The sequence below is a fragment of the Massilia norwichensis genome (assembly GCF_024753245.1).
Lineage (GTDB): Bacteria > Pseudomonadota > Gammaproteobacteria > Burkholderiales > Burkholderiaceae_D > Telluria > Telluria norwichensis.
The window spans coordinates 39,197-62,594 of the sequence record NZ_JANUGX010000013.1 but is presented as its reverse complement, the minus strand read 5'-3'; the positions used below and the strand labels follow the sequence as shown (position 1 = coordinate 62,594).

Below are 23,398 nucleotides of genomic sequence, written 5' to 3'. Positions count from 1 at the left end.
ATTAACATTCTCGCCGCGCCCGCCAAAATGCGCCCTACTGCAAAGTAGGACGTATGCGAAAGAAAGAAGTACCAGGCATCGGCGAATACGGCGGTCCCGCGGGCGGCTAGGGCGCCTTGCAAGCCGTCGCCAAGGCGCTGCGCGGCGAGATGTCGGCCAACCGCACCACGATCATGCTGCAGGTGAACCAGCCAGATGGTTTCGATTGCCCCGGCTGCGCCTGGCCCGATCCGCGCGAGGGCTCGTCGTTCGAATTCTGCGAAAACGGTGCCAAGGCCGTGTCCTGGGAAGCGACCAACAAGCGGGTGACACCGGCCTTCTTCGCCGCGCACAGCGTCAGCGAACTGTGGCAGCGCGAGGACTTTTTTCTCGAATGGGAAGGGCGCCTGACCCACCCGATGGTCTATGACGCCGCCACCGACCACTTCGTGCCGATCGCCTGGGATGAGGCGTTCCGGCGCATCGGCGAGGCATTGCGCAAGCTGCCGGACCCGAACATGGCCGAGTTTTATGCATCCGGCCGCGCGTCCAACGAATCGGCCTTCCTGTACCAGTTGTTCGTGCGCGAATACGGCACCAACAACTTCCCGGACTGCTCCAACATGTGCCACGAGGCGACCAGCGTCGGCCTGCCGCAATCGATCGGCGTCGGCAAGGGCACCGTGACGCTCGAAGACTTCCATCATTGCGACGCGATCTTCTCGTTCGGCCACAATCCGGGCACCAACCACCCGCGCATGCTCGCCACCTTGCGCGAAGCCTCGCTGCGGCGCGCGCCGATCGTGGTCTTCAATCCACTCAAGGAGCGCAGCCTGGAGCGTTTCAAGTCGCCGCAGAGCCCGGCCGAAATGACGGTCGGGAAGGCGGTGCCGATCGCCTCCCATTATTACCAGGTGAAGATCGGCGGCGACGCCGCGGTGCTGAAGGGCATGATGAAGACGCTGCTGGCGATGGATGCGCTCGACCACGACTTCATCCGCGAGCACACGACCGGCTTCGAGGCGTTGGCGGCGGACCTGGAGGCCACCTCGTGGGACGACATCGTCGAGGTTGCCGGCCTGTCGCGCGCCGACATCGAGGCCGCCGCCACCATCTATGCCGAGGCCGAACGTCCGATCATCTGCTACGGCATGGGCATCACCCAGCACCGCCACGGCACCGGCAACGTCCAGCAACTGGCCAACCTGCTGCTCCTGCGCGGGAACATCGGCAAGGAAGGCGCCGGCATCTGCCCCTTGCGCGGCCACTCCAACGTGCAGGGCGACCGCACGGTGGGCATTACCGAGATGCCGGGCCAGGGCTTTCTCGATGCGCTGGAGCGGGTGTTCGGCATCGAGGCGCCGCGCGAGCACGGGCACGGCGCGGTGGCGGCGGTCGAAGCGATGCGCGACGGCCGCTCGAAGGCCCTGATCTGCCTCGGCGGCAACCTGCCGACCGCGATGCCCGATCCGGAAGTCTGTTACGAGGCGATGCGCAAGCTCGACCTCTCGGTGCATATCGCCACCAAGCTGAACCGCTCGCACCTGATGGTCTGCAAGAACACCTTCATCCTGCCCTGCCTCGGGCGCACCGAACTCGACATGCAGGAAAGCGGGCCGCAGTCGGTGACGGTCGAGGATTCGATGTCGATGGTGCATGCCTCGCGCGGCACGCTGCCGCCGGCATCCAGCCTGCTCAAGTCCGAACCCGCCATCGTGGCCGGCATCGCCAGGGCGACGCTGCCGGATTCGAAGATCGACTGGGATTGGTACATCGCCGACTACAGCCGCATCCGCGATGCGATCGAGGCCGTGTTCCCCGACTTCGACAACTACAACGAGCGGGTGCGGGTGCCGCGCGGCTTCCGCCTCGACATCCCGGCCGGACGGCGCGAATGGCGCACGGCCTCGGGCAAGGCCAATTTCATCGTCTTCGACAGCGCCCGCCAGCGCCCGCTGGCGCGCGAGGATGCGAAGGACGCGCTGGTGCTGGCCACGGTGCGCAGCCACGACCAGTACAACACGACCATCTACGGCAAGAACGACCGCTACCGCGGCATCACCGGCCGGCGCGACGTCGTCTTCGTCAACGCGGCCGACCTTGCCGAACGGGGCCTCGAACACGGCGACCTGATCGACATCGAAGCGGTGGCGGAATGCGAGCATGCCGGCGCGCCGCGCATCGTCAGGGATTTCGTGGCGGTGGCCTTCGATATCGCGCGCGGCTCGGTGGCGGCCTATTATCCGGAAGCGAACGGGCTGGTGGCGCTGGCCAATTACGACAGCCAGAGCGGCACGCCGTCCTATAAATCGGTGCCGGTGGTGCTGCGGCGCGCGGCCTCAGGCGGCAAGGCCAGCCACCTCTAGGGCGCCCACAACCGCTCGCCGCCCAGCTCCAGCTGCGTCAGATACAGGCGCACATCGAACTCGAACTGGTGATAGTCCGGCTCCATCCAGCAGCACAGCTTGTAGAAGGCCTTGTCGTGCTGCTTTTCCTTCAGGTGGGCCAGTTCGTGGACGACGATCATGCGCAGGAATTCGGGCGGGGCGTCGCGGAACACGCTGCCGATGCGGATCTCGTGCTTGGCCTTCAGCTTGTTGCCCTGCACGCGCGAGATGGCGGTGTGCAGGCCGAGGGCTTGCTGGACGATGCCGATCTTGCTGTCGAAGCCGACCTTGGCGACCGGCTCGGCATTGCGCAGGTAGTCATCCTTCAGGTCCTGGACGTAGGTGTACAAGGCCTTGTCGGTGCGGATGGCATGGGCGTGCGGATAGCGGCTGCGCAGGTGGTCGGCCAGCTTGCCGCCGTCGATCAGGCGGCGCACCTGGTCGAGCAGGTGGGCGGGGTAGGCGCTCAGGTATTTCAGGTCGGACATGGGATGCGCACTCTAGCACAGGATGCCGCTGCGAGTGCGCCCCCAGGTCATGGCAGGTAAGAGCCGGTGCAGTTCAACCGGTAAGGGGATGGCATCGGCGATGCCATCCCTGGTCAGGCAAGGAGCCTGGCGTTGCCGCCTTCCTTTGCTATTCCGCCTTGCCTCCCTGGCGGTTACCCCCCTTGGCGGCGGCCGCGGCGCGGTTGGCCGATTGCCGGCTTTCCCCGCCCTTGCGGCCAATGTCGGCCATGTGGGCGCGGTTGCGGCTCACCACTTCCCCGCCTTTCTGGCCTGCGCGGCGCGCTTCCTCTGAATCGAATTCGTGCGCCGTTCCCTTCTGGTGCGCGGCCTGGCCTCCCTTGCTGGCGATTTGACGCTGCTGGTTCTGGTCCATCGCAGCGAAACCGCGCTTGGCAGGCTGGCTTTTCTGCTCGTTGCCGCCCGAGCTCCCGCTCTTGCCGCCTTCCTTGCTTGTCGCCATATCGATCTCCTTATGCCTGTCGGTGAACAATCAAACCCGAGAGCGTCATGGATGCGCTCGTGCCGATTAGAGAGGCGGGCGATGCAATAGTTCCGGCGCGAGCACCTAATAAAACCTCCATGGCGGCGTTGCACCGCCTCGCCGTACTAACGTACTGTCTTCGGCGGTGCGCCTTGCCCTGGAGATTTTCTTAGGCGCTCGATTCAGATGGGCGATCAGGCCTCGGCGATCTTGAGTACCAGCTTGCCGAAGTTCTTCCCTTCGAACAGCATCAACAGGGCTTCAGGGAACTTTTCGAAACCTTCGACCACGTGCTCGCGGTGGCGGAAGCTGCCTTCGCGCAGCCACTGCGCCAGCCTGGCCACGCCTTCCGGATAGCGCGGCGCATAATCGAACACCACGATGCCCTCCATGCGCGCGCGGTTCACCAGCAGCGACAGGTAGTTGGCCGGCCCCTTCACCGGCGTGGTGTTGTTGTACTGCGAGATCGCGCCGCAGATCACGATGCGTGCCTTCATGTTGATGCGGGTGAGGACCGCGTCCAGGATCTCGCCGCCGACATTGTCGAAGTAGACGTCGACGCCGTTCGGGCAGTGCTGCTTCAGGCCCGGGCCGAGCGGGCCTTCCTTGTAGTCGATGCAGGCGTCGAAGCCGAGTTCCTCGACCACGAAGCGGCATTTGTCGGCACCGCCGGCGATGCCGACCACGCGGCAGCCCAGCTGTCTGGCGACCTGGCCGACCGTCATCCCGACCGCGCCGGCGGCGGCCGACACCACCACCGTCTCGCCGGCCTTCGGCTGGCCGACTTCCAGCAGGCCGAAATACGCCGTCATGCCCGGCATGCCCAGCACGTTCAGCCAGGCGGGCAGGGGTGCCAGCGCCGGGTCGATCTTCACCACGCCGCTCTTCTCGTCGGCGGCGCCGGTCCAGTAGCGCTGCACGCCGAAGGCGCCGCTGACGTGGTCGCCGGCCGCGAAGCGCGGCGAGCGCGATTCGACGACCACGCCGACCGCGCCGGCGCGCATCACCTCGCCGATCGCCACCGGGCGGATATACGACTTCCCTTCGTTCATCCAGCCGCGCATGGCCGGGTCCAGCGACAGGTAGAGGACTTTCACCCGGACCTGGCCTTCCTCGAGCGGCGCGAGCGCCTCCTCAAGGAGCTGCCAGTTGGCGGCGACGGGCAGCCCGACCGGGCGGGCGGCGAGGCGGAACTGCTGGTTCATCTCGGTGGCGGACATGGAATTCCTTTCGAATGTTGTGTACATGCCGATTTTACAACTCGTGCGACAATGCCGGAGCAAGCCCTTCCATCCACACACAGCCAGAGCGCCTCATGACGCATCCCGAATACATCCTGACCCTGTCCTGCCTGGACCAGCGCGGCATCGTCCTGCGCGTGTCCGGCTTCCTGGCCGAACACGGCTGCAACATCATCGACTCCGACCAGTTCGGCGACGCCGAATCGAAGCTGTTCTTCATGCGCATCCACTTCGCGCTGGAAGAGCCGAACGTGTCCGACGCCACCCTGCGCGCCGGCTTCGACGCCCTCTGCGCGCACCTGAACGCGTCCGGCCAGCTGCACGACGCCGCGCGCAAGCCGCGCGTGATGATCATGGTGTCGAAGATCGGCCACTGCCTGAACGACCTGCTGTTCCGCTACCGCAGCGGGCTGCTGCCGGTGGAGATTCCGGCCATCGTTTCGAACCACATGGAGTTCTACCAGCTCGCGGCCAGTTACAATATCCCCTTTCATCACTTGCCGCTCGAGGCCGGTGCCAGCGAGTCGGACAAGCTGGCGCAGGAAAGCCGCATCATCGAGCTGCTGGACCGGCACCAGGTCGACCTGGTCGTGCTGGCGCGCTACATGCAGATCCTGTCGCCGGGATTGTGCGAGGCATTGAAGGGAAGGGCGATCAACATCCACCATTCCTTCCTGCCCAGCTTCAAGGGCGCGCGCCCGTATGCCCAGGCGCACCGGCGCGGCGTCAAGCTGATCGGCGCCACCGCCCACTTCGTCACGGGCGACCTGGACGAAGGGCCGATCATCGAGCAGGACGTCGAGCGGGTCGACCACGCGATGAGCGTCGAGGCGCTGACGGCGATCGGGCGCGACGTCGAAAGCGTGGTGCTGGCGCGGGCGGTCAAGTGGTTCGTGGAACACCGCATCCTGCTGAACGGCGACAAGACGGTCGTGTTCAGCTAAATAGAAAGCATATTGAATGGCCCTGAAAGCAACGATCTACAAGGCAGAACTCAGCATCGCGGACATGGACCGCAATTACTACCAGGAGCACGCGCTCACCATCGCGCGCCATCCTTCGGAAACCGACGAGCGGGTGATGATCCGCCTGCTCGCGTTTGCCCTGCACGCCGACGAAGCGCTCGCTTACGGCAAGGACTTGTTCGACGTCGAGGAGCCGGCCCTGTGGCTGAAGGACCTCACCGGGGCCATCGACACCTGGATCGAGGTCGGCCAGCCGGACGAACGCCGCCTCATGAAGGCCAGCGGGCGCTCCGAGCACGTGGTGGTCTACAGCTACAGCGCCGTCAGCCACATCTGGTTCAAGCAGATCGCCAAACAGATCGACCGCGCGCGCAACATCACGATCGTGAACATCGCCGCCGAGAGCAGCGCCGCGCTGGAGCGCATGGCCAAGCGCAATATGCAGCTGCAGTGCACGATCCAGGACGGCCAGGTATGGCTGACCGACGGCACGGACACCGTGCAGGTCGAGCGCGAAACGCTGCTCGCGGAACGCAACTACTGATTTTCGATTCGACAGGTAAGCCCATGAAACGACTTCTCGCGCTGGCGCTGGCCGGCATCCTTTCCGTCCCGGCCCTGGCCCAGGTCGGGAGCAATGTCACTGTCAGCGCGCCGTGGATCCGCGCCACCGTGCCCCAGGCCAAGGTGGCCGGCGCCTTCATGCAGCTGAAGTCGGCCAGGCCGGCCAGGCTGGTGGAAGTGAAGAGCCCGGTCGCGGGCCGCGTGGAACTGCACCAGATGGCGATGGAAGGCCAGACCATGCGCATGCGCGCGGTCGAGGCCATCGATCTGCCGGCCGGCCAGACCGTGAACCTGGCCTCGGGCGGCTACCACGTGATGCTGTTCGACCTGAAGCAGCAGCTGAAGGAAGGCGAGCAGGTGCCGCTGACGCTGGTCGTGCAGGATGCGGCCGGCAAGCGCGAGAACATCGCGCTGTCGGTGCCGGTCAAGGCGCTGACCTATACCGCGCCGGCCGCCCACTGATTCAACCGATTTGACTGATTCAACGTGGGCACGGGGTGCCCACCCTACCTGCTGCATCGACCCCGTAGGGTGGGCACCCCGTGCCCACGATATGCCTCTCAGCGCGGCGCCGGACCCAGGCGGCGCGCCGAGCCGGAGCCGACCACGCTCTTGCTGACCTGCGGATCGCCATAGTAATTGACGTCGCCCGAACCGGCGACCGACATCTCCAGCGCCTTCTGCACCCATAAGGTCGCATTCCCGGAGCCGGCCAGAGTCACGTCGGCGGTGTCGAGGCGCACGCGCGCCATGTCGACGGTGCCGGAGCCGCCCAGCGAGGCCGACAGTTTGCGCGCGCTGCCCTCGTTCACCTTCAGGTCGCCGCTGCCGCCCAGGTTGACGCTGAGCGCATCGCCCTCCGCCTTGCCGACCCGGATGTTGCCCGAGCCGCCGAGGTCGAATTGCAGGCGCGCACCCGCCATGCGGTCGGCGTCGATGCTGCCGGAACCGGCCAGCGCCAGGCGCTCCACACCGCGCGTCTGCACCACGACCTTCAGGTTGCGGGTGCGGAGGTTGACCTTGTTCCTGGCGCGGATCTTCAGCGTACCGTCTTCGACCACGGTCTCGATCAGGGGCAGCAGGTTGTCGTCGGTCTCGATGCTGAGGCCTTCGCTGCTGCCGGTGCGCACTTCAACCTGGCCGGGCAGGGCCAGCGCCAGGCCCTTGAAGCCGGCCACCTGGCGCGTCTCGCGCTTGATATTGCCGCTGCCCTTGACCTGCTCGCTCTTGCCGAAGTTCCAGTCCACGGCCAGCGCCGGCGCCGGGCTCAGCGCCGCAGTGGTCACGGTCGCGGCAGCGGCAAGGGCGCATGCGGCCAGCAGGCGGCGGCGCAGGGTGGTCGGGGTCGTGCTCATGGCATGGTCTCCTTATGGGTGGTGGGCGGTGATCGATGAGGCATCTTAGTCGGCCCCGTCCGGCGCCGGCGGCGTTTTGCGACGGATTGCACGATCGGCGCCGTAGGCTGCGGCAAACGGGATCAGGAAGGGATACAGGCCCCAGATAATCCGGCCCTCGACGCGCACGCACAGGGCGGCGTAGAGCGGCGGCAGGGCCATCAGCAGCAACAGGCTGCGCAGGGGCTTGATGGCTGCCGGCACCTGGCGCCAGCCCATGATGGCGGCCGGGACGACCGGGATGCAGGTGCCGGCGATCGACAGCAGCGAACGGACGTCGTGCAGCGCATGGTTGACGGTCCACCAGCTGGGTTCCCAGGTGTAGGAAGGCAGGCCCGGGATCAGCCAGAAGCGCACCGCCAGCAGCCAGGCGCCGGCGCCCAGCAGCACCGCCAGGCCGCCGCCGACGGCGATGCGGCGGGTGGCCAGCAGCCAGGCCAGCAGCAGGATGTTTTCTTCGCGTACTGCAGTGCCCAGCAGGCCGGCCAGCGCCGCCAGCCAGGGTTGGCCCGCCAGCACCGCCAGCACGAACGCGCTGCGGGCCAGGATCGAGCCCGGGTCGACCACCAGGTAGGGCGCGTACCAGAAGGTCGGCAGCGCCACCAGCATCAGCACCCCGGCGCCGGTGGCGCGCTTCGAATCCATGCCGGCGCGCAGGGCGACGGCGGTCATCAGGCAGGCGCTCGCGCTCATGCACAGCCAGTTCAGTACTGCGAAGGCCTGGCGCAGGTCGCCGGGCAGGGCGGCGGCGATGGCCGGCACCAGGGTGCGGTAAGGGAAGGGCGCGCGCAGGTCCGCGAGCGTGAGCTCGCCGCGGAAATAACGGGCGGTGTCGAAGTAGGCCTGCGAATCCTCGATGGTGCCGCCCCAGCGCCACATCATCAGGCTGAAGGCCAGCAGCGCGAACATGAAGAACAGGACCGGCCAGCGCATGGGCTGCTCGGGAGCTGGGGCATTGGAGAGCGTCGTCATCGGGATGGTATTAATGGAAACATTGCGCAGTATACATTCAGCACGCGCTCACTTCGCAAGCGCAGCCGTTTTCGCTACAATCGCCGGCTTTTTTCCGCACTTTTTTCGTTCATGAATCTCCTGCTGTTCCTCGTCGCCTTCGGCGCCGGCATCGCCGTGTCCTTCCAGGCCGCCATCAACAGCCAGATGGCGGCAGCCGTCGGCGCCAACTCGGTCGTGGCCGCGCTGGTGTCCTTCCTGTGCGGCACCGTGGCGCTGGCGGTGGTCGCCCTGGCCCGCGGCGGCCTGCCCGATGCGCTGGCGGTGCTGCCGCAGCAGCCGCTGTGGAAATTCTCGGGCGGCTTCCTCGGCGCCGCCTTCATCTTCTGCACCGTGATGCTGGTGCCGCGCATCGGCCTGCTGAACCTGGTGGTGCTGGTGATCGCCGGCCAGTTGCTGACCTCGATGGCGATCGACCATTTCGGCCTCGTCAATGTCGCCATGCGCAAGGTGTCGGCGGTGCGGCTGCTGGGCGCCGTAGTGATGATCGTCGGTGTCGCGCTGGCCCTGTTCGGCGACCGCATTGCCGCCATGCTGGACCGTTGAGCCCCGGGGGCGAATGTTGTAAGTTTTTCACAAGAAAAATTATCTTTCCAAGTGGAACTTTGGCGCGCTGCTGGTTTTATAATTAATGCATCGTCAGTTCCACTTTTACATCGTCCGATGGAATACCACCAGTCCTCGCAGATCCCCACGCTTTCGTATATCGAAAACGAAGACCATCCCGTGTTCGGCACCCTGGTCGAGCAGATCCTGCACCTGCTGAACTCGAAGCTGGTGTTCTCGGACATCATCATTCACCAGAACAGCCCGCTGATGCTGCGCCAGCCGAAGGGCCTGGTGGCGGTCACGGATTCGCCGATCACCAAGGAGGAGCTGGAAGAGTTCTTCGACGTCATCGAGCCGAACTGGGCCGAACGCATCCAGGAGCGCGCCTTCGACAGGTCGATCGACCTGCACACGGCGCGCATCCGCGCCAACTGCTTCAGCTTCCAGGGCAAGAAGCGCTTGGGCTGCGTGATCCGCCGCTTCCCGAAGGAGCCGCTGCTGCTGGCCGAGCTGGGCCTGCATCCGGACGAGCAGGAATTCGCGCGCCTGACCAGTGGGCTGGTGCTGATCATCGGCGACACCTGCCAGGGCAAGTCGACCACCATCGCTTCCATCCTCGACGAGATTAACCGCCAGCGCTCGGGCCACATCATCACCATCGAAGACCCGGTCGAGACCCTGATCCCGCAGCGCAAGTGCATCATCACCCAGCGCGAAGTGGGCGTGGACGGCGACGTCGACAGCTACTACCTCGGCGCGCTGGATGCGCTGCGCGAGCGCCCGGACGTGATCGTGATCGGCGAGATCCGCGACGCCCAGACCGCCCAGGAGGCGCTGGCGCTGGCGGAATCCGGTCCGCTGGTGCTGGCGACGCTGCATGCGCGCTCGACCGAGCTGGGCCTGCAGAAGATGCTGCGCCTGCTGGGCAATTCCGAAGCCCAGGGCCAGGCGCTGGCGCACGCGCTGCGCGGCGTGCTGTGCCAGGCGCTGCTGCCGTCCCGGCAGGGCAACCGCTACCACCTGGCCACCGAATGCCTGAGCATCAGCCCGCAAGTGGCGGGCATGATCGAGCAGGGCGACCTGGGCGCCATCCGCGCCCATATGAATGCCGGCCGCGAGCCCGGCTGCCACACGATGAACAGCGTGCTGGAAGGGCTGCTGGCCTCGCACAAGGTCGGGGTCGACGATGCGCGCGCCGCCACCACCGACCGCATCGGCTTCGCGGAAATGGTCTAGGGTTTGTAAAACGGCAGATAAAAAGAAATCGGGCACTTGAAAACAAGTGCCCGATTTCTTTTGGCGTTCCCGAACTAATGCCGGCAGACTGGCCAGGCCAGCCTGCCGGCAAACGATCAGCCGCGGCGGCGGCGCAGGACGGCGCCCATGCCCACCAGGGCCAGGCCCATCAGCGACAGTGCGCCCGGTTCCGGCACGGCGAATGCCTGGCCCGGATCGTCCACACGCGCGCCCAGGATGTTCGGGCCGGCGCTCCACTTCGAATTGTAGTTGTAGCTGTTCTTGAAGCGCAGGTCGCGCTGGCCTTCGGCGGTGTTGAACCAGTTCGAGTTCAAGTGGAAGCTCCACAGCCCTTGTTTCGTCATGTCGACCGAGGCGTAGGAGTCGGCCTGGCCCGAGAAGCCTTTGCTGCTCGGAACCTGGCTACCCACGATGGTGTTCAGCGAGTTGCCGACGTCCATGCCGGTATCGAAGTAAAGGCGGGCCAGGAAGGTGCCTTCGGTGTAGCCGACTGCGCAGTCGTAGCCGCAGCGGATGCCGGCGGCGGTCGAGCTCAGCGAGGTGGCGCTGTACTTGTCCAGGTCGCGCCAGTACAGGTCCATATAGCCCTTGGTGGCCGGGAAGGCGTTGGCAACCGAGTCGCCGCCTTTCTCGATGCCGTAGAACATGCCGGTGATCTGGCCGCCAGCCTGCTTGTTCACGAAGAACGGACCATCGCCGCTCGGGTCGATCGAGTCGCCCGGGGTGTTGACGTCGCCGGTTTCCAGGGTCGAGACGACGAACACGCCCCAGTTGATTTCCTTGGTGCCGGCGAAGGTCGTGGCGCCGTTGATCGCAATCTGTTCCTGGCCGGTGTATTTCAGGTAAAGACCGCCGGTCGGCAAAGTGATTGCCGGGCTGGCGATGGCGCCAGCGCTGGCGGTTGCAGCTGCTAAGCTCAGAAGAAGTTTTTTCATGATGTCGCTGTTAGTTGTTGTCAGGAACCCCGACCTACATATAAGCAAGTTCGATGCCAGGCTTTAGTTGAATAATCGTAAGTAGTTGTATTTACTGACTTTTATTTTATTCCAGTAGTAAATTTTACTTGCACTCTCAGCAATAAGCTTGCATCGGTGTAAAAATTCCCGACAGTATTTTATTGTTCAGTCCAGGGGCACGGCGCGGTAGCGGTTGACCTCCGGCGCCGTCACCATGCGCGCGGCATTGCCCCAGCTGGCGCGCACATAGCTGACCACCGCCGCCACCTCGGCGTCGTCCAGCACATGGCTGTAGGGCGGCATGCCGTAGGGGCGCGGATTGCCGCCGGTCGCGGGCGGGAAGCCGCCGTTGAGCACGATGCGGATGGCGTTGACCGGGTCCCGCATCGCCAGCGTGCGGTTGCCGGCCAGCGGCGGATAGGCGGGGGCGCCATTCGCGGCCATGGCGCCGCGGCCATCCTTGCCATGGCAGTCGACGCAATGCCGGTCGTAGATCCGGGCGCCCAGCTTCATCAGCGCTTCCGACGGCAGCGGCGCCGGCCGCGGCGCTTCCGGCTCCGCCGGCAGCGAGTGCAGGTAGGCGGCCATCGCGTCCAGGTCCTGTTTCGACAAGTGCTGCAGGCTCTGGCGCACCACCTCCGCCATCGGGCCGACCACCGCGCCGTTCGGCGAGACGCCGGTCTGCAGCAGTTGCGCCAGGTGCGGGTCGGTCGATGCCAGCGCCGGCGCATACCAGCCCAGCACCGGGATCAGGCCGCCCTGCAGTCCCTGTCCGCTGGCGCCGAGGCCGTTGCGCGGGCTGTGGCAGGCGCTGCAATGGCCCAGTCCTTCGACCAGGTAGGCGCCGCGGTTCCATTCCAGCCCGCGCGCAGGCTGGGCCTGCTGGACGCCGGGCCTGAAGTAGAGCAGGCGCCAGCCTGCCAGCGCGGCCTGGCTGTCGTAGGGGAAGCGCAGGGCGTGGGCCTGGTTCTGTTGGCGCACGGCGGGCAGGCTGCGCAGCCAGGCGAACAGGGCGTCGGCATCCTCGCGCGTCACCTTCGTGTAGTTGGGATAGGGGAAGGCCGGGTAGAGCAGGCGGCCGTCGCGCCCGATGCCGTTGTGCAGGGCGTTCCAGAAGTCGTCCGCGGTCCAGGCGCCGATGCCGGTTGCAAGGTCGGGCGTGATGTTCGGCGCCATCACACGGCCGAACGGCGTCTCGATCGCGCGGCCGCCGGCGTAGGGCTGGCCGCCGCGGCTGGTGTGGCAGGCGGCGCAATCGCCGGCACGCGCCAGGTAGGCGCCGCGCGCGATATTGGCCGGGCTCGAAGCCCAGCTTTGCGGCGACTTGGCGGCGATGAATTCGGCGCGCGGCCAGGCCAGCAGCGCCGCGCCGGCGGCGAGTACCAGCACCAGCGCCAGCAGCGGAAGGAGGCGGCGCTTCATGGCTGCTGCTCCGGTGCGCTGCCGCAGGCCAGCGGCAAGGGGCGCGGCAGGGCCGGCGCCGGGCTGGCGTCAGGCGGCAGCGGTTCGCTGGCCAGCCAGGCCGAGATCGCCGACACGTCGGCCAGACTCAGGCGCGCGGCGATGGTGCCCATGCAGTCCGGCGCCAGCGCGTGGCGGCTGCCGTTGCGCCAGGCGCCGAACTGGGCGTTGATGTAGTCGCGCGGCAGGCCGAGCAGGCCGGGAATGGCGGGCAGCGCGCCGGTCAGGCGCTCGCCGTGACAGGCGATGCAGGCGGGCACCTTCAGGGCGGTATCGCCGCGCATGACCAGTTGGCGGCCGCGCGCCAGTTCGGCGGCCGGCAGGCCGGCGCGCGGCAGCACCGGCACCGGCACGTGTTGACGCGAGAAGTAATCCGCGATCTCGTGCAGGTAGTCGTCGGACAGGTGCTGGACCATCCAGGTCATCAGCGGATACTGGCGGCGGCCATCGCGGAAATTCGTCAGCTGGTTGTAGAGATAGCCGGCCGGCTTGCCGGCGATGCGCGGGAAATACTGGCGCGCGCCGCCGCTGCCGCTCTGGGTGCCTGCGGCCGCCGGCGGCGTGTTGGCGCTGCCGTGGCAGGCGATGCAGGCGGCCAGGCGCTGCGGGAAGGTATCGGGGACGGCCATCTGCCGGCCCGGCTGAGCCGGCTGGGCTGCTTGGGCCGAGGCCGGCAGCACGCTCGTCCACGCGAACATGGCGACCGCCAGAAGGGCGGGTGGTCGGATAATGCCTTGCATGGTCGGTTCCAGAGCCTCCTTTTGTATCTCCTGCAATATTGTAGTGCATTCAAAAGAGGTTTGCTCTCGCGACAATTTTGCCTGAGATACACAAGGCGCTTGGTTCGCGTGGGCTTAGCGCAGGTCCTGGAAGGTGCGCAGGTAAGCCTGCAGCGCCTTGATCTCGTTCTCGTCGCGGATGCCCCAGAAACGCATTTTGGTGCCCGGCACCAGTTTGTCGGGGTCGTGCAGGAAGGCGCTCAAGCTGCGTTCGTCCCACACGATGCCGGAGGCCTGCATTGCATCGGAATAGGCGAAGTCGGGCGTGGCGCCGGCGCGGCGGCCGAACAGGCCGTTCAGTTGCGGACCGAAGCCGCCGCGGGCATTGAGGCCGACCTGGTGGCAGGAGGCGCACTGCTTGAAGACGCGCTCGCCGGTCGCGGCGTCGGTGCCGGACGGGGCGCAGCCTGCCAGCGTGGCCGACGCGGCCAGCGCCAGCGCGGATAAAACAGACATTTTCATGCCGCGATTATAGGCGGCGGCGCGGCCTGCCGTGGCTTCAGGCCTGAGGCTGCTCTTGCCGGGCGTCGGCCTCGAGCCGCGCCTGGCTGGCGGCGCGCGCGGCCAGGCGGGCGGCATTCGCGGCGGCGCTGTCGGCGGCAGCCGGGAAATGCTGGCACCAATGACGGTAGATGCGCAGCGCGACGTGGGCGTCGTCGGCCGCGTACTGGATCTGCTGTTCGGACAGGCGCGGCATGGCCCAGTTGGTGGTGGTGATGCGGCGCGATTTCTGCAGGCGCTTGCCGAAGAAGCGGGCCACCGCCGTCTTCGCGCCCCAGGCGTTCTTCTCCCCACGGCGCAGGGCGGTGGCGAGGTCGATCACGTTGCGGGTGTCGATGCCGAGCTTGGCGCGCAGGCGGCGCAGGTCGTCGCCGAGGCCGAAGCCGACCTTCAGGATCGTCGGGGACTCCAGCACCGGGCGCAGAACCTCGGTGCACAGCGCCACCGCGGGCGAGGTCGGCGAGCCGATCTGGAACAGCCAGGCATGGGTGTCGTCGGCCAGCTGCACCAGGTGCGGGCCGGTCGATACCTCGCCTTTCTGGAAGGTCGGCTTCGATTCGGTATCGAAGCCGATGGCCTCGCAGGCGAGCAGGGCGGCCAGGGCGGCTTGCGCATCCTCCCTGGTCCGCACCAGACGCACGCTGGACAGCGCGATGCCCTCGTAAGGCGGCAATGACTCTTCGGTGTCCGCTGCGTTTTCGCTCACTTGATCAGTTCCAGTCGCTCGAATGATTATTTTTTCGAGAACTTGGACGCCAGCTGCTGCAGCTTTTCCTGGCGCTTGCGTTCCGCTTCCTGCTGGGCAGCAGCTTCGCGCTCGGCCTTCTTGCGCTCGGCTTCCTTCTTGAAGCGCTGCTGCAGCAGTTCCTTGGCGTGCAGGCGGTGGGTATCCGTCACCTCGGCGCCCGGCTTGCCGTCCAGGTCGTAGCGCACGGTGGCCTTTTCCATCGCGCGCAGGTAGCGCATCGAGCCGGTGTGGATGCCGAGTGCGGCGCGCATCAGCTTGCGGTTCAGGCTCGGCATGCGGGCCAGCAGCTGCTTGTCGATGCCGATCTCGAGCGGCAGGCAGTTGCGGAAAGCCTCGAACTGCTGCTGCAGCTGCTTGAGCAGGGCGCGCGGGGAATCCGCGGCAGGCGCAGCATCAGGCGTAGATGCGGGCGCAGATGCGGGCGCAGATGCGGGCGCAGGGGCGGATGCCGAAGCGGCCCCGGTCTCCGGCGTGGTGTCGGCGGCGTTGTTTTCGTTGGCCTCGGGGGTTTCGGCGACGTTACTAATCGTATTCATTGACTTCATGGTAAGAACGGGAAGCGGAAGGATAGCATGGCAAGGCGGCGGATGTACCGCTGAGCCGTGTAAGGGTTCGTCGTCGCTGCCTGCCAACCGTGATTTCCTTCGCGTACGACGGGCGCGGCAGCGAGAAATCGTGTATGATCCGCCCCTTTCCCTGCGGCCGGCTTGCGCCGCCGCAGACGGTCGGGAGCCGGATAATCGGCCAGGGACTATGTGAATTGCTTATATCCATTATCGGATATTTCAATTATCACTAAATATTTCCTTGGTGCATAATATGCCTGTCTCCTCTATTTCTCTCTTGGGAAAATAGCTCAAGCCCGTTCCTTGACGGGCTTTTTTTCGTTCCGACATGCTAAACCGCGATTTCAACCACAACCCGACTTGTTCTTGCTACCCGTCCACGCGATCCGACGCCGCCGCTGCCGGCCGCGTCAAACGCCTGCCGGCAAGTACTGTCTTTCGTGCTTGATTTCCGGCCCCTCTGCCCTTAGTTAGGGCCATCCCGTTATTCCTTGCCCGAGGGTCCGCAAGCGGACCAGGTGGCTTATTGACTTCGCAGGCGCGCACCCCGCCTCGACTGGAGAATGTTCATCATGAAAAACACCGCCAAGACATTGACACTGACAGCGAAGAAAGCGCCGGCGAAGAGCACGGCGCAGCTGGCAGTGCCGAAAACCGCGACCTCCTACTTCCTCGAAACGGAAGCGGCGGCCGGCGGACCGGCGGCCAAGGTGACGGTGGTGAAAACGCGTTCGCGTCTGGCCTCGCTGAAAGCGGCCCAGGCCGAGCAGGATGCGGCCGCAGCGTCGCAAACCGCCGCCGCACAAGCAGCGCAACTCCAGCCGGAGCAATTCGACCAGGCCGTGGAAGCCGGTGTCGAAGCCGCCGAAGTCGTCGCCGAGACCGTGCATGATGCCGCCCCGGCGGCTGCACCGGCCACCCCGGCTGCACCGGTCGCCCCGGTTGCCGCGGTCGCCGCGGTTGCCGCCGACGCCGACGACGCCGACTTCATCCCGACCCCGACTGCGCCCGCAGCGCCGCCGGTGATCGTGCGCAAGCGCACCTCGAAGCTGGCCGCGCTGAAAGCCGCCGCTGCCGAAGCCGCCGGCGAAGCTGCGCCAGTCGCCGCCGAGCCGGCCGCGGCACCGGCCCCTGTCGCCGCTGAAGCAGCGCCGGCGCCGCGCGTGGTGCGCACCCGCACCCGCCGCATCGAGCCGTCGGCATCGCCAGCCGCTGCGGCCACGCCGACCGGCACCGTCAGCACCACCACCGACGCCGCCGCGCTGGCGAAGATCGATACCTCCGGCTACCTGCTGCCGCAGGTGAAAGTGCCGGGCCGCCGCGGCCGCAAGCCGAGCGAGTTCGTGCCGGAGAACGACGAGATCGCCGCGCTGAACGCGGTCGAGCGCGCCGAGCTGAAGGCCGCCTCCAAGCTGCGCGAGCGCAAGGCCAAGGGTATCCCCGGTATGCTGGGCGCCGAGCAGGGCTTCTCGGGCGAGGAACTGGAAAAGCGCCGTACCCAGCTGAAGAACCTGATCAACATGGGCAAGGAGCGCGGCTATCTGACCCATGCCGAGATCAACGACCACCTGCCGGAAAACATCATCGATCCGGAAGCGATCGAAGGCATCATCGCGACCTTCAACGACATGGGTATCGCCGTCTACGAGCGCGCCCCGGAAGCGGAAATGATGCTGCTGTCGGACGCCGTCGTGACCCCGACCAGCGAAGACGAAGTCGAGGCCGCGGCCGCGACCGCGCTGTCGACCGTCGACTCCGACTTCGGCCGCACCACCGACCCGGTCCGCATGTACATGCGCGAAATGGGCGCGGTCTCGCTGCTGACGCGCGAAGGCGAGATCGCCATCGCCAAGCGTATCGAAGAAGGCCTGAAGGACATGGTGCAGGCGATCTCGGCCTGCCCGGTGACGATTTCCGAAATCATCGCGCTGTCGCACAAGATCGCCAGCGACGAACTGAAGATCGATGACGTCGTCGACGGCCTGATGGCGCCGGACGAAGGCAGCCCGGCACCGGTGGCGGCCGCGTCCACCGCCGCCTCGGACGACGAGGAAGAGGAAGAGCTGGAAGACGAGGAAGAGGAAGAGGGCAGCACGGGCGGCAGCGCCGCTGCCGGCTACTCGGCCGAGCAGCTGGCCGCGCTGAAGAAGACCGCGCTGGAGAAGTTCGGCATCATCGAGAAGCAGTTCGACAAGATGGGCCACGCCTTCAAGACGCACGGTTACGGCTCGCTGCAGTACATCGCGGCCCAGGACGTGATCTCGACCGAGCTGCTGGGCATCCGCTTCACCGCCAAGATCGTCGAAAAGCTGTGCGACACCCTGCGCGGCCAGATGGACGAAGTGCGCGCCATCGAACGCGCCGTGCTGGACATCTGCGTGAACCGCTGCGGCATGCCGCGCGCCCACTTCATCAAGGTCTTCCCGGGCAACGAGACGGACCTCGAATGGGTGCAGCGCGAAGTCGATTGCGCCTATCCGTACAGCGCGGTGCTGTCGCGTAACGCGCCGGCCATCATGGAACTGCAGCGCCGCATGATCGACCTGCAGGCGCGCGTGGCGCTGCCGCTGGCCGACCTGCGCAAGATCAACAAGCAGATGGCAGCCGGCGAAAAGCGCGCCCGCACCGCGAAGCGCGAAATGACCGTCGCCAACCTGCGTCTGGTGATCTCGATCGCCAAGAAGTACATCAACCGCGGCCTGCAATTCCTGGACCTGATCCAGGAAGGCAATATCGGTCTGCTGAAGGCGGTCGACAAGTTCGAATACCGTCGCGGTTATAAATTCTCGACCTATGCGACCTGGTGGATCCGTCAGGCGATCACGCGTTCGATCGCCGACATGGCCCGTACCATCCGCGTGCCGGTGCACATGATCGAGACCATCAACAAGATGAACCGCATCTCGCGCCAGATCATGCAGGAAACCGGCAGCGAGCCGGACATGGCGACGCTGGCGGCCAAGATGGAGATGCCGGAATCGAAGGTCCGCGAGATCATGAAGATCGCCAAGGAGCCGATCTCCATGGAGACCCCGATGGGCGAGGACGGCGATTCGCAGCTGGGCGACTTCATCGAGGACAACGCGACCCTGGCGCCGCTGGAAGCCGCAATGCACGCCTCGATGCGCGGCGTGATCAAGGAAGTGCTGGACTCGCTGACCCCGCGCGAAGCCAAGGTGCTGCGCATGCGCTACGGCGTCGAGATGTCGAACGACCACACGCTGGAAGAAGTGGGCAAGCAGTTCGACGTGACCCGCGAGCGTATCCGCCAGATCGAAGCCAAGGCGATGAGCAAGCTGCGCCAGCCTTCGCGTTCGGACAAGCTCAAGACCTTCCTGCAGAACCAGTAAGCCGCGCTGCTGCGTGTAGCGTCTGCGAAACCCCGGCTTGCCGGGGTTTTTTTCGTGCGCGGCTGGACCGTCGATGCCGGCTCGGGGATACTGCAGTGTTCCGTTCACCACGCTTCGCACCGATGACCCACGCCGTCTCCGCTTCCCTTCTTCTGGCCGCCCTGTGCCTGCCATTCGCCACGAACGCCCATGCCGCCGACGACGATGCCATCAATCCCGACCGGCCCGGCGTCACCGAGACCAGCAAGGTCGTCGGCAAGGGCCGCGTGCAGCTCGAGACCAGCGTCCAGTGGGAGCGCCAGCGCGACGACGACAGCCACCAGCGCACGCTGACTTCGCCGACCCTGCTGCGCATCGGCCTCGGCGAAAGCACCGAGCTGCGCTTCGAGACCGACGGCCGCAACGTCATCCACGCCAGCGATTCCGGCACCGGCCAGCATACGGTCACGGCCGGCTGGGCGGACACCGAAGTCGGTCTCAAGTGGCACCTGCGAGATGCGCCGGACGGCCAGGCCGGCGCCCCCTCGTTGGGCGTGCTGCTGCACGCCGCGCTGCCGAGCGGCAGCCGCGAACTGCGCGGCCATGGCCTGCGTCCTTCGCTGCGCCTGGTGGCCGAATGGGATCTGCCGCACGACCTGTCGCTCGGCCTGATGCCGGGACTGGGCATCGACAGCGACGATGGCGGCGCGCGCTATGGCTACGGCATTGTCGCCGCCGCGCTCACCAAGGCGTTCGACGAGCGCCTGCACGGCTTCGTGGAACTGGCCGCGCCGCAGATCGCGCGCGCCACCCACGGCGGCACCCAGTCCAGCTTCGATGCCGGCCTGACCTGGCTGCTGAACAAGGACAGCCAGCTCGACGTCCAGCTGATGCATGGCCTGAACCGCCGGACGCCGGATTTGAGTCTGGGGTTCGGCCTGTCGGTACGCCGCTAAAGTTGCAATTTTGCAACCCAACATGTTAGGATATTTTTAACCTAACATCCTGGCGGACACGATATGGCAGAGCTGGAAGTGGCAAAACACGGCAAGAACGTCGTGCACCTGATGGCGAAGAAGGAGCATGCGCTGTCGCACCGCCTCCGCGAGATCGCCGTCGAGATCGCGATCATCGTGTTCGCCGTCAGCATGAGCATCTGGCTGCACGGCCTGAGCGAGCACCATCACCAGCAGCAGGAAGTGCGCAGCTTCCTGGTGGGCCTCAAGGGAGACCTGGAGGGCGACGTCAAGGCGCTCACCAACATCAGCGAAGGCTACAAGGGCTTCGACGCCAATTATGCCTACCTCGCCAGCCTCGATCCCGATACGCAGCCGGACTGGGCAAAGTTCAAGCAAGCCTATGCCGCCAGCGATGCGAACTGGTACTTCATGCCGGCCAAGAGCCGCTTCGACGGTTTCGTGATGAGCGGCAAGCTGACCAATATCGAAAACGAACAACTGCTGACCGCGATCCTGGCGCTGTACCAGACTCGGCTGCTTGAAATCCAGACCTCGGAAGGCGGCTGGACGACCCGCCAGCGCAAGCTGCGCGAGTACCGCGAGGAACAGCTCGAAGGCGACGACGAGCGCTCGCTGTTTCGCGTGACGACCACGCCGAAGGGCAAGCGCCTGCTGCGCCAGATGGCGACCACGCGGCAGCTGTACCAGCGCTACCAGAGTTATATCGAGCTCAGCCGCGACATCATCAGGATGATCGACGCGGCGTATCCGGAACAGGTTGCGCCCAGGCCGCATTGAAAACGCCATTCCCGCAAGCGCGGGAAGTCATTACGGGCAGTACCCGTAATGACACGCGATCGGACGCAATGCAACTCAACCGGTATTGCGCAGTCCCGCCGCCACCCCATTGATCGACATGTGAATCCCCCGATGCACCCGCGAATCGACATTCGCCGGGTCCTTCGACAGCGCCCGATGGCGCTGGATCAGCTCCACCTGCAGGTGGTTCAGCGGATCCAGGTAGGCGAAGCGGTTCTGGATCGAACGGGCCAGCAGCGGATTCGCGGCCAGGCGCTCGGCATTGCCGGTCACCTGTTCCAGGCAGCGCAGGGTCTCGCCGTATTCGGACGCGATGCGCTTGAAGATGCGGTCGCGCAGCGCCACGTCCGGCACCAGTTCGGCGTAGCGGCGGGCGATCGGCAGGTCGGTCTTGGCCAGCACCATGTCCATGTTCGACAGCAGCGTGGCGAAGAAGGGCCATTGCTGGAACATCTCCTTCAGCAGCGCCAGCCTTTCTTCACGCTCGCCGCCCGTTTCCCCATCCTTCAGCCAACCGGAGACGGCGGCGCCGAAGCCGAACCAGCCCGGCAGCAGCAGGCGGCACTGGCCCCAGGAGAAGCCCCAGGGAATCGCGCGCAGGTCTTCGATGCGGCGGGTCGACTTGCGCGAGGCCGGGCGCGAGCCCAGGTTCAGCTCGGCGATCTCGGCGATCGGCGTGGCGGCGAAGAAGTAGTCGGTGAAGCCCGGGGTCTCGTACACCAGGTTGCGGTAAGCCTTGTACGCGCGCTCGGACAGCTCGGCCATCGCCGCTTCGTAGCGCTGCAGGCGCGCCACCTGTTCATGGCCTTCGCCGTGGGGCATCAGGCCCGCTTCCAGCGTGGCCGCCACCAGCAGTTCGAGGTTGCGGCGGCCGATCTCCGGGTTCGAGAACTTCGAGGAGATGATCTCGCCCTGTTCGGTCAGGCGGATCTGGCCGTTCACGGTGCCCGGCGGCTGGGCCAGGATCGCGTCGTAGCTCGGACCGCCGCCGCGGCCGACGGTGCCGCCGCGGCCGTGGAACAGGCGCAGCTTGACGCCGGCCTCGCCGAACACCTGCACCAGTTTCAGCTCGGCCTGGTACAGCTCCCAGTTCGATGTCAGGAAGCCGCCGTCCTTGTTCGAGTCCGAATAGCCCAGCATGACTTCCTGCAGGCGGCCCTGCTGCGTGATGAATTCCTTCACGATCGGCAGCGCCATCCACTCGGCCATGATCTGGCCGGCGCGCTGCAGGTCGGGGATGGTCTCGAACAGCGGGATCACCATCACGTCGCACTGTTTCTCGCGTTCGTCGATGCGCAGCAGGCCGGTCTCCTTCTGCAGCAGCAGGACTTCCAGCAGGTCCGACACGGTCTCGGTGTGCGAGATGATGTAGTTGCGGATCGCGCGCGTGCCGTAGCGCTTGCGGATCTCGCGTGCCATGCGCAGCACGCCGAGTTCCGACTCGGTCTCGTCCGAGTACTCGGCATAAGGCGTGTACAGCAGGCGCGGATGGGCGATCTCGGCCAACAGCAGTTTCACCTTGGCGGCTTCGTCCAGTGCGGCGTAGTCCGGCTCGACCGCCGCATGCCGGAACAGTTCGGCCAGCACACGCTCGTGGATGTCCGAGCTCTGGCGCATGTCGAGCGAGGCCAGGTGGAAGCCGAAGATGGCGGCGGCGCGCAGCAGCCCGGCCAGGCGCGGGCGGATCAATATCGCGCCGTGGTTGTTGGCCAGCGAATCGGCCAGCACCTGCAGTTCGGCCTGGAACTCGGCCGGGTCGCCGTAGGCATCGGCGTGGCCGACCTCCTTGCGCAGCGGATTGTTGGCGCCCAGTTCGCGCGCGGTCGCGGCCAGGCGCGCGTAGATGCCGATCAGGGCGCGCCGGTAGGGTTCGTCGCTGCGGTGCGGCGACGTATCCGGCGAGTTCGCGGCCAGCGCTTCGAGCGCGGCGTCGGCCTGCACCAGCAGGGTCGAGGTCGACAACTCGGCGCCCAGCGCGTGCACTTCATCGAGGTAGAAATCGAAGATGGTGGTGGCGTGGCGCACCAGCGCGCGCTGCATGGTGTCGGCGTTGACGTTCGGGTTGCCGTCGCGGTCGCCGCCGATCCAGCTGCCCATCTGCAGGTAGGTGGCGTCCCTTGTCGAGGCCTGCAGCTCTTCCTCGATGTCGTCGTACAGGGCCGGCAGCTCGCGCAGGAAGGTGGTGCGGTAGTAGGAGAGGGCGTTCTCGATCTCGTCGGCCACGGTCAGCTTCTCGTAGCGCAGCATGCGGGTCTGCCACAGCGTCGCCACGCGCGCCTGCAGCAGCGTCATGTTGCGCGCGCGTTCCTTCGGCGTCAGCGGCAGGTCGCGCTCGGCCAGCAGGCGCGCGATGTCGTGCTCGGCGTCGAGGATGGACTTGCGCTGCACCTCGGTCGGGTGGGCGGTCAGCACCGGCGAGATCAAGGCCTCGCGCAAGAAGCTTGCCACCTGCTCGCGCCCGACGCCGGCATCCTGCAGGCGCGCCAGCGCATACGCCACGCTGGCCGGCTGAGCCTTCGAGCCGGCCAGCTGGTGGGCGCGGCGGCGGCGCACGTGGTGCTGGTCTTCGGCGATGTTGGCCAGGTGCGAGAAATAGGAGAAGGCGCGCACCACCGAGTTGGTTTCTTCGCGCGAGAGCTTCTTGAGCAGGGTGGTCAGCTCTTCGCCGGCCTGCGGGTCGTCCTCGCGGCGGAAGCGCACGGCGGTCTGGCGGATGTTCTCGACCACGTCGAACACGGCCTCGCCTTCCTGGTTGCGCAGCACGTCGCCCAGCAGGCGGCCGAGCAGGCGGATGTCTTCTTTCAGCGGCGCGTCTTTCTCGGAAGACGGCGTCGGGATGGATGCGGAAACCTGGTCTTGCGAAGCAGCCAGGGGATCAAGGTTTGCAGCTTTGTTCATTATCGAGCACAGGTTGAATGTTCGGGGGTCCCAAAAGGGGCTCTC

20 protein-coding genes and 1 pseudogene are annotated in these 23,398 nt (G+C 66.2%); 9 read left to right on the top strand and 12 right to left on the bottom strand.

The features are described from left to right. Positions 1-53: 53 nt before the first annotated feature. Positions 54-2,345 (top strand): annotated as a pseudogene (locus tag NX782_RS12525) (FdhF/YdeP family oxidoreductase). On the opposite strand, the gene NX782_RS12520 reads toward NX782_RS12525, so the two are convergent. The 3 genes from NX782_RS12520 to NX782_RS12510 all read right to left on the bottom strand — a co-directional run bounded on the left by NX782_RS12520 (position 2,342) and on the right by NX782_RS12510 (position 4,576). After that, entirely contained in the window at positions 2,342-2,854 is a 513-nt protein-coding gene (locus NX782_RS12520; RefSeq protein ID WP_258845802.1) for a M48 metallopeptidase family protein, read from the bottom strand. The pseudogene NX782_RS12525 and the gene NX782_RS12520 sit on opposite strands and share 4 nt — an antisense overlap. Positions 2,855-3,002: 148 nt before the next feature. Continuing rightward, positions 3,003-3,335: a KGG domain-containing protein gene (locus NX782_RS12515; RefSeq protein WP_258845801.1), complete on the bottom strand. Its 333-nt coding sequence runs from the start codon at positions 3,333-3,335 to the stop codon at positions 3,003-3,005. Positions 3,336-3,550: 215 nt separating this feature from the next. Further along, entirely contained in the window at positions 3,551-4,576 is a 1,026-nt protein-coding gene (locus tag NX782_RS12510; protein WP_258845800.1) for an NADP-dependent oxidoreductase, read from the bottom strand. A 95-nt stretch (positions 4,577-4,671) separates the two neighbouring features. Here NX782_RS12510 and purU point away from each other — a divergent pair, with 95 nt between their 5' ends. From purU to NX782_RS12495, 3 genes are read left to right on the top strand one after another with little or no spacing between them, the layout of a single operon-like run. After that, positions 4,672-5,541, top strand: coding sequence for a formyltetrahydrofolate deformylase (gene purU / locus NX782_RS12505; protein WP_258845799.1), 870 nt, complete (start codon positions 4,672-4,674; stop codon positions 5,539-5,541). Positions 5,542-5,557: 16 nt separating this feature from the next. Continuing rightward, positions 5,558-6,106, top strand: coding sequence for a YaeQ family protein (locus NX782_RS12500; protein WP_258845798.1), 549 nt, complete (start codon positions 5,558-5,560; stop codon positions 6,104-6,106). A gap of 23 nt (positions 6,107-6,129) precedes the next feature. After that, entirely contained in the window at positions 6,130-6,588 is a 459-nt protein-coding gene (locus NX782_RS12495; RefSeq protein WP_258845797.1) for a copper chaperone PCu(A)C, read from the top strand. A 98-nt stretch (positions 6,589-6,686) separates the two neighbouring features. Here the strand turns inward: NX782_RS12495 and NX782_RS12490 are convergent, their stop codons facing one another. Together NX782_RS12490 and NX782_RS12485 are read right to left on the bottom strand one after the other, a co-directional pair. Continuing rightward, complete coding sequence (locus NX782_RS12490) at positions 6,687-7,481, bottom strand: head GIN domain-containing protein (protein ID WP_258845796.1); 795 nt, start codon at positions 7,479-7,481, stop codon at positions 6,687-6,689. Between the two features lie 45 nt (positions 7,482-7,526). Next, entirely contained in the window at positions 7,527-8,453 is a 927-nt protein-coding gene (locus tag NX782_RS12485; protein ID WP_258845795.1) for a hypothetical protein, read from the bottom strand. Between the two features lie 150 nt (positions 8,454-8,603). Between NX782_RS12485 and NX782_RS12480 the strand changes: the two genes are divergently transcribed. Both NX782_RS12480 and NX782_RS12475 read left to right on the top strand, forming a co-directional pair. Then, positions 8,604-9,077, top strand: a complete 474-nt coding sequence (locus NX782_RS12480) for a DMT family transporter (protein ID WP_258845794.1) — start codon at positions 8,604-8,606, stop codon at positions 9,075-9,077. Positions 9,078-9,194: 117 nt separating this feature from the next. Next, the gene (locus NX782_RS12475; protein WP_258845793.1) at positions 9,195-10,316 is read left to right on the top strand and encodes a type IV pilus twitching motility protein PilT; all 1,122 of its coding nucleotides are present in this window, start codon (positions 9,195-9,197) and stop codon (positions 10,314-10,316) included. Positions 10,317-10,432: 116 nt separating this feature from the next. On the opposite strand, the gene NX782_RS12470 is transcribed toward NX782_RS12475, so the two are convergent. The 6 genes from NX782_RS12470 to NX782_RS12445 all read right to left on the bottom strand — a co-directional run bounded on the left by NX782_RS12470 (position 10,433) and on the right by NX782_RS12445 (position 15,318). Next, on the bottom strand, positions 10,433-11,272 hold the full coding sequence (locus NX782_RS12470) for a PEP-CTERM sorting domain-containing protein (RefSeq protein ID WP_258845792.1): 840 nt from the start codon (positions 11,270-11,272) through the stop codon (positions 10,433-10,435). A gap of 186 nt (positions 11,273-11,458) precedes the next feature. After that, positions 11,459-12,715 carry a c-type cytochrome gene (locus NX782_RS12465; RefSeq protein WP_258845791.1) on the bottom strand — a complete coding sequence of 419 codons (1,257 nt, stop codon included), beginning with the start codon at positions 12,713-12,715 and terminating at the stop codon, positions 11,459-11,461. Beyond that, complete coding sequence (locus tag NX782_RS12460) at positions 12,712-13,494, bottom strand: c-type cytochrome (RefSeq protein WP_258845790.1); 783 nt, start codon at positions 13,492-13,494, stop codon at positions 12,712-12,714. The genes NX782_RS12465 and NX782_RS12460 overlap by 4 nt, the downstream gene beginning before the upstream one ends. 114 nt (positions 13,495-13,608) lie before the next feature. After that, on the bottom strand, positions 13,609-13,989 hold the full coding sequence (locus NX782_RS12455; protein ID WP_308632938.1) for a c-type cytochrome: 381 nt from the start codon (positions 13,987-13,989) through the stop codon (positions 13,609-13,611). Between the two features lie 43 nt (positions 13,990-14,032). Next, positions 14,033-14,740, bottom strand: a complete 708-nt coding sequence (locus tag NX782_RS12450; protein WP_258845788.1) for a 3'-5' exonuclease — start codon at positions 14,738-14,740, stop codon at positions 14,033-14,035. 26 nt (positions 14,741-14,766) lie between these two features. Further along, the gene (locus NX782_RS12445; RefSeq protein ID WP_308632937.1) at positions 14,767-15,318 is read right to left on the bottom strand and encodes a ProQ/FINO family protein; all 552 of its coding nucleotides are present in this window, start codon (positions 15,316-15,318) and stop codon (positions 14,767-14,769) included. A 602-nt stretch (positions 15,319-15,920) separates the two neighbouring features. Here NX782_RS12445 and rpoD point away from each other — a divergent pair. The 3 genes from rpoD (at position 15,921) to NX782_RS12430 (ending at position 20,434) form a co-directional block, all read left to right on the top strand. Then, entirely contained in the window at positions 15,921-18,698 is a 2,778-nt protein-coding gene (rpoD, locus tag NX782_RS12440) for an RNA polymerase sigma factor RpoD (protein ID WP_258845787.1), read from the top strand. Between the two features lie 95 nt (positions 18,699-18,793). Continuing rightward, a complete protein-coding gene (locus NX782_RS12435; protein WP_258845786.1) occupies positions 18,794-19,633 on the top strand; it encodes a transporter in 840 nt (279 codons plus the stop codon). Positions 19,634-19,696: 63 nt separating this feature from the next. Next, positions 19,697-20,434, top strand: a complete 738-nt coding sequence (locus tag NX782_RS12430; RefSeq protein ID WP_258845785.1) for a hypothetical protein — start codon at positions 19,697-19,699, stop codon at positions 20,432-20,434. Positions 20,435-20,509: 75 nt separating this feature from the next. Here the strand turns inward: NX782_RS12430 and ppc are convergent, their stop codons facing one another. Next, entirely contained in the window at positions 20,510-23,353 is a 2,844-nt protein-coding gene (ppc, locus tag NX782_RS12425) for a phosphoenolpyruvate carboxylase (RefSeq protein ID WP_258845784.1), read from the bottom strand. Positions 23,354-23,398 lie beyond the last annotated feature (45 nt).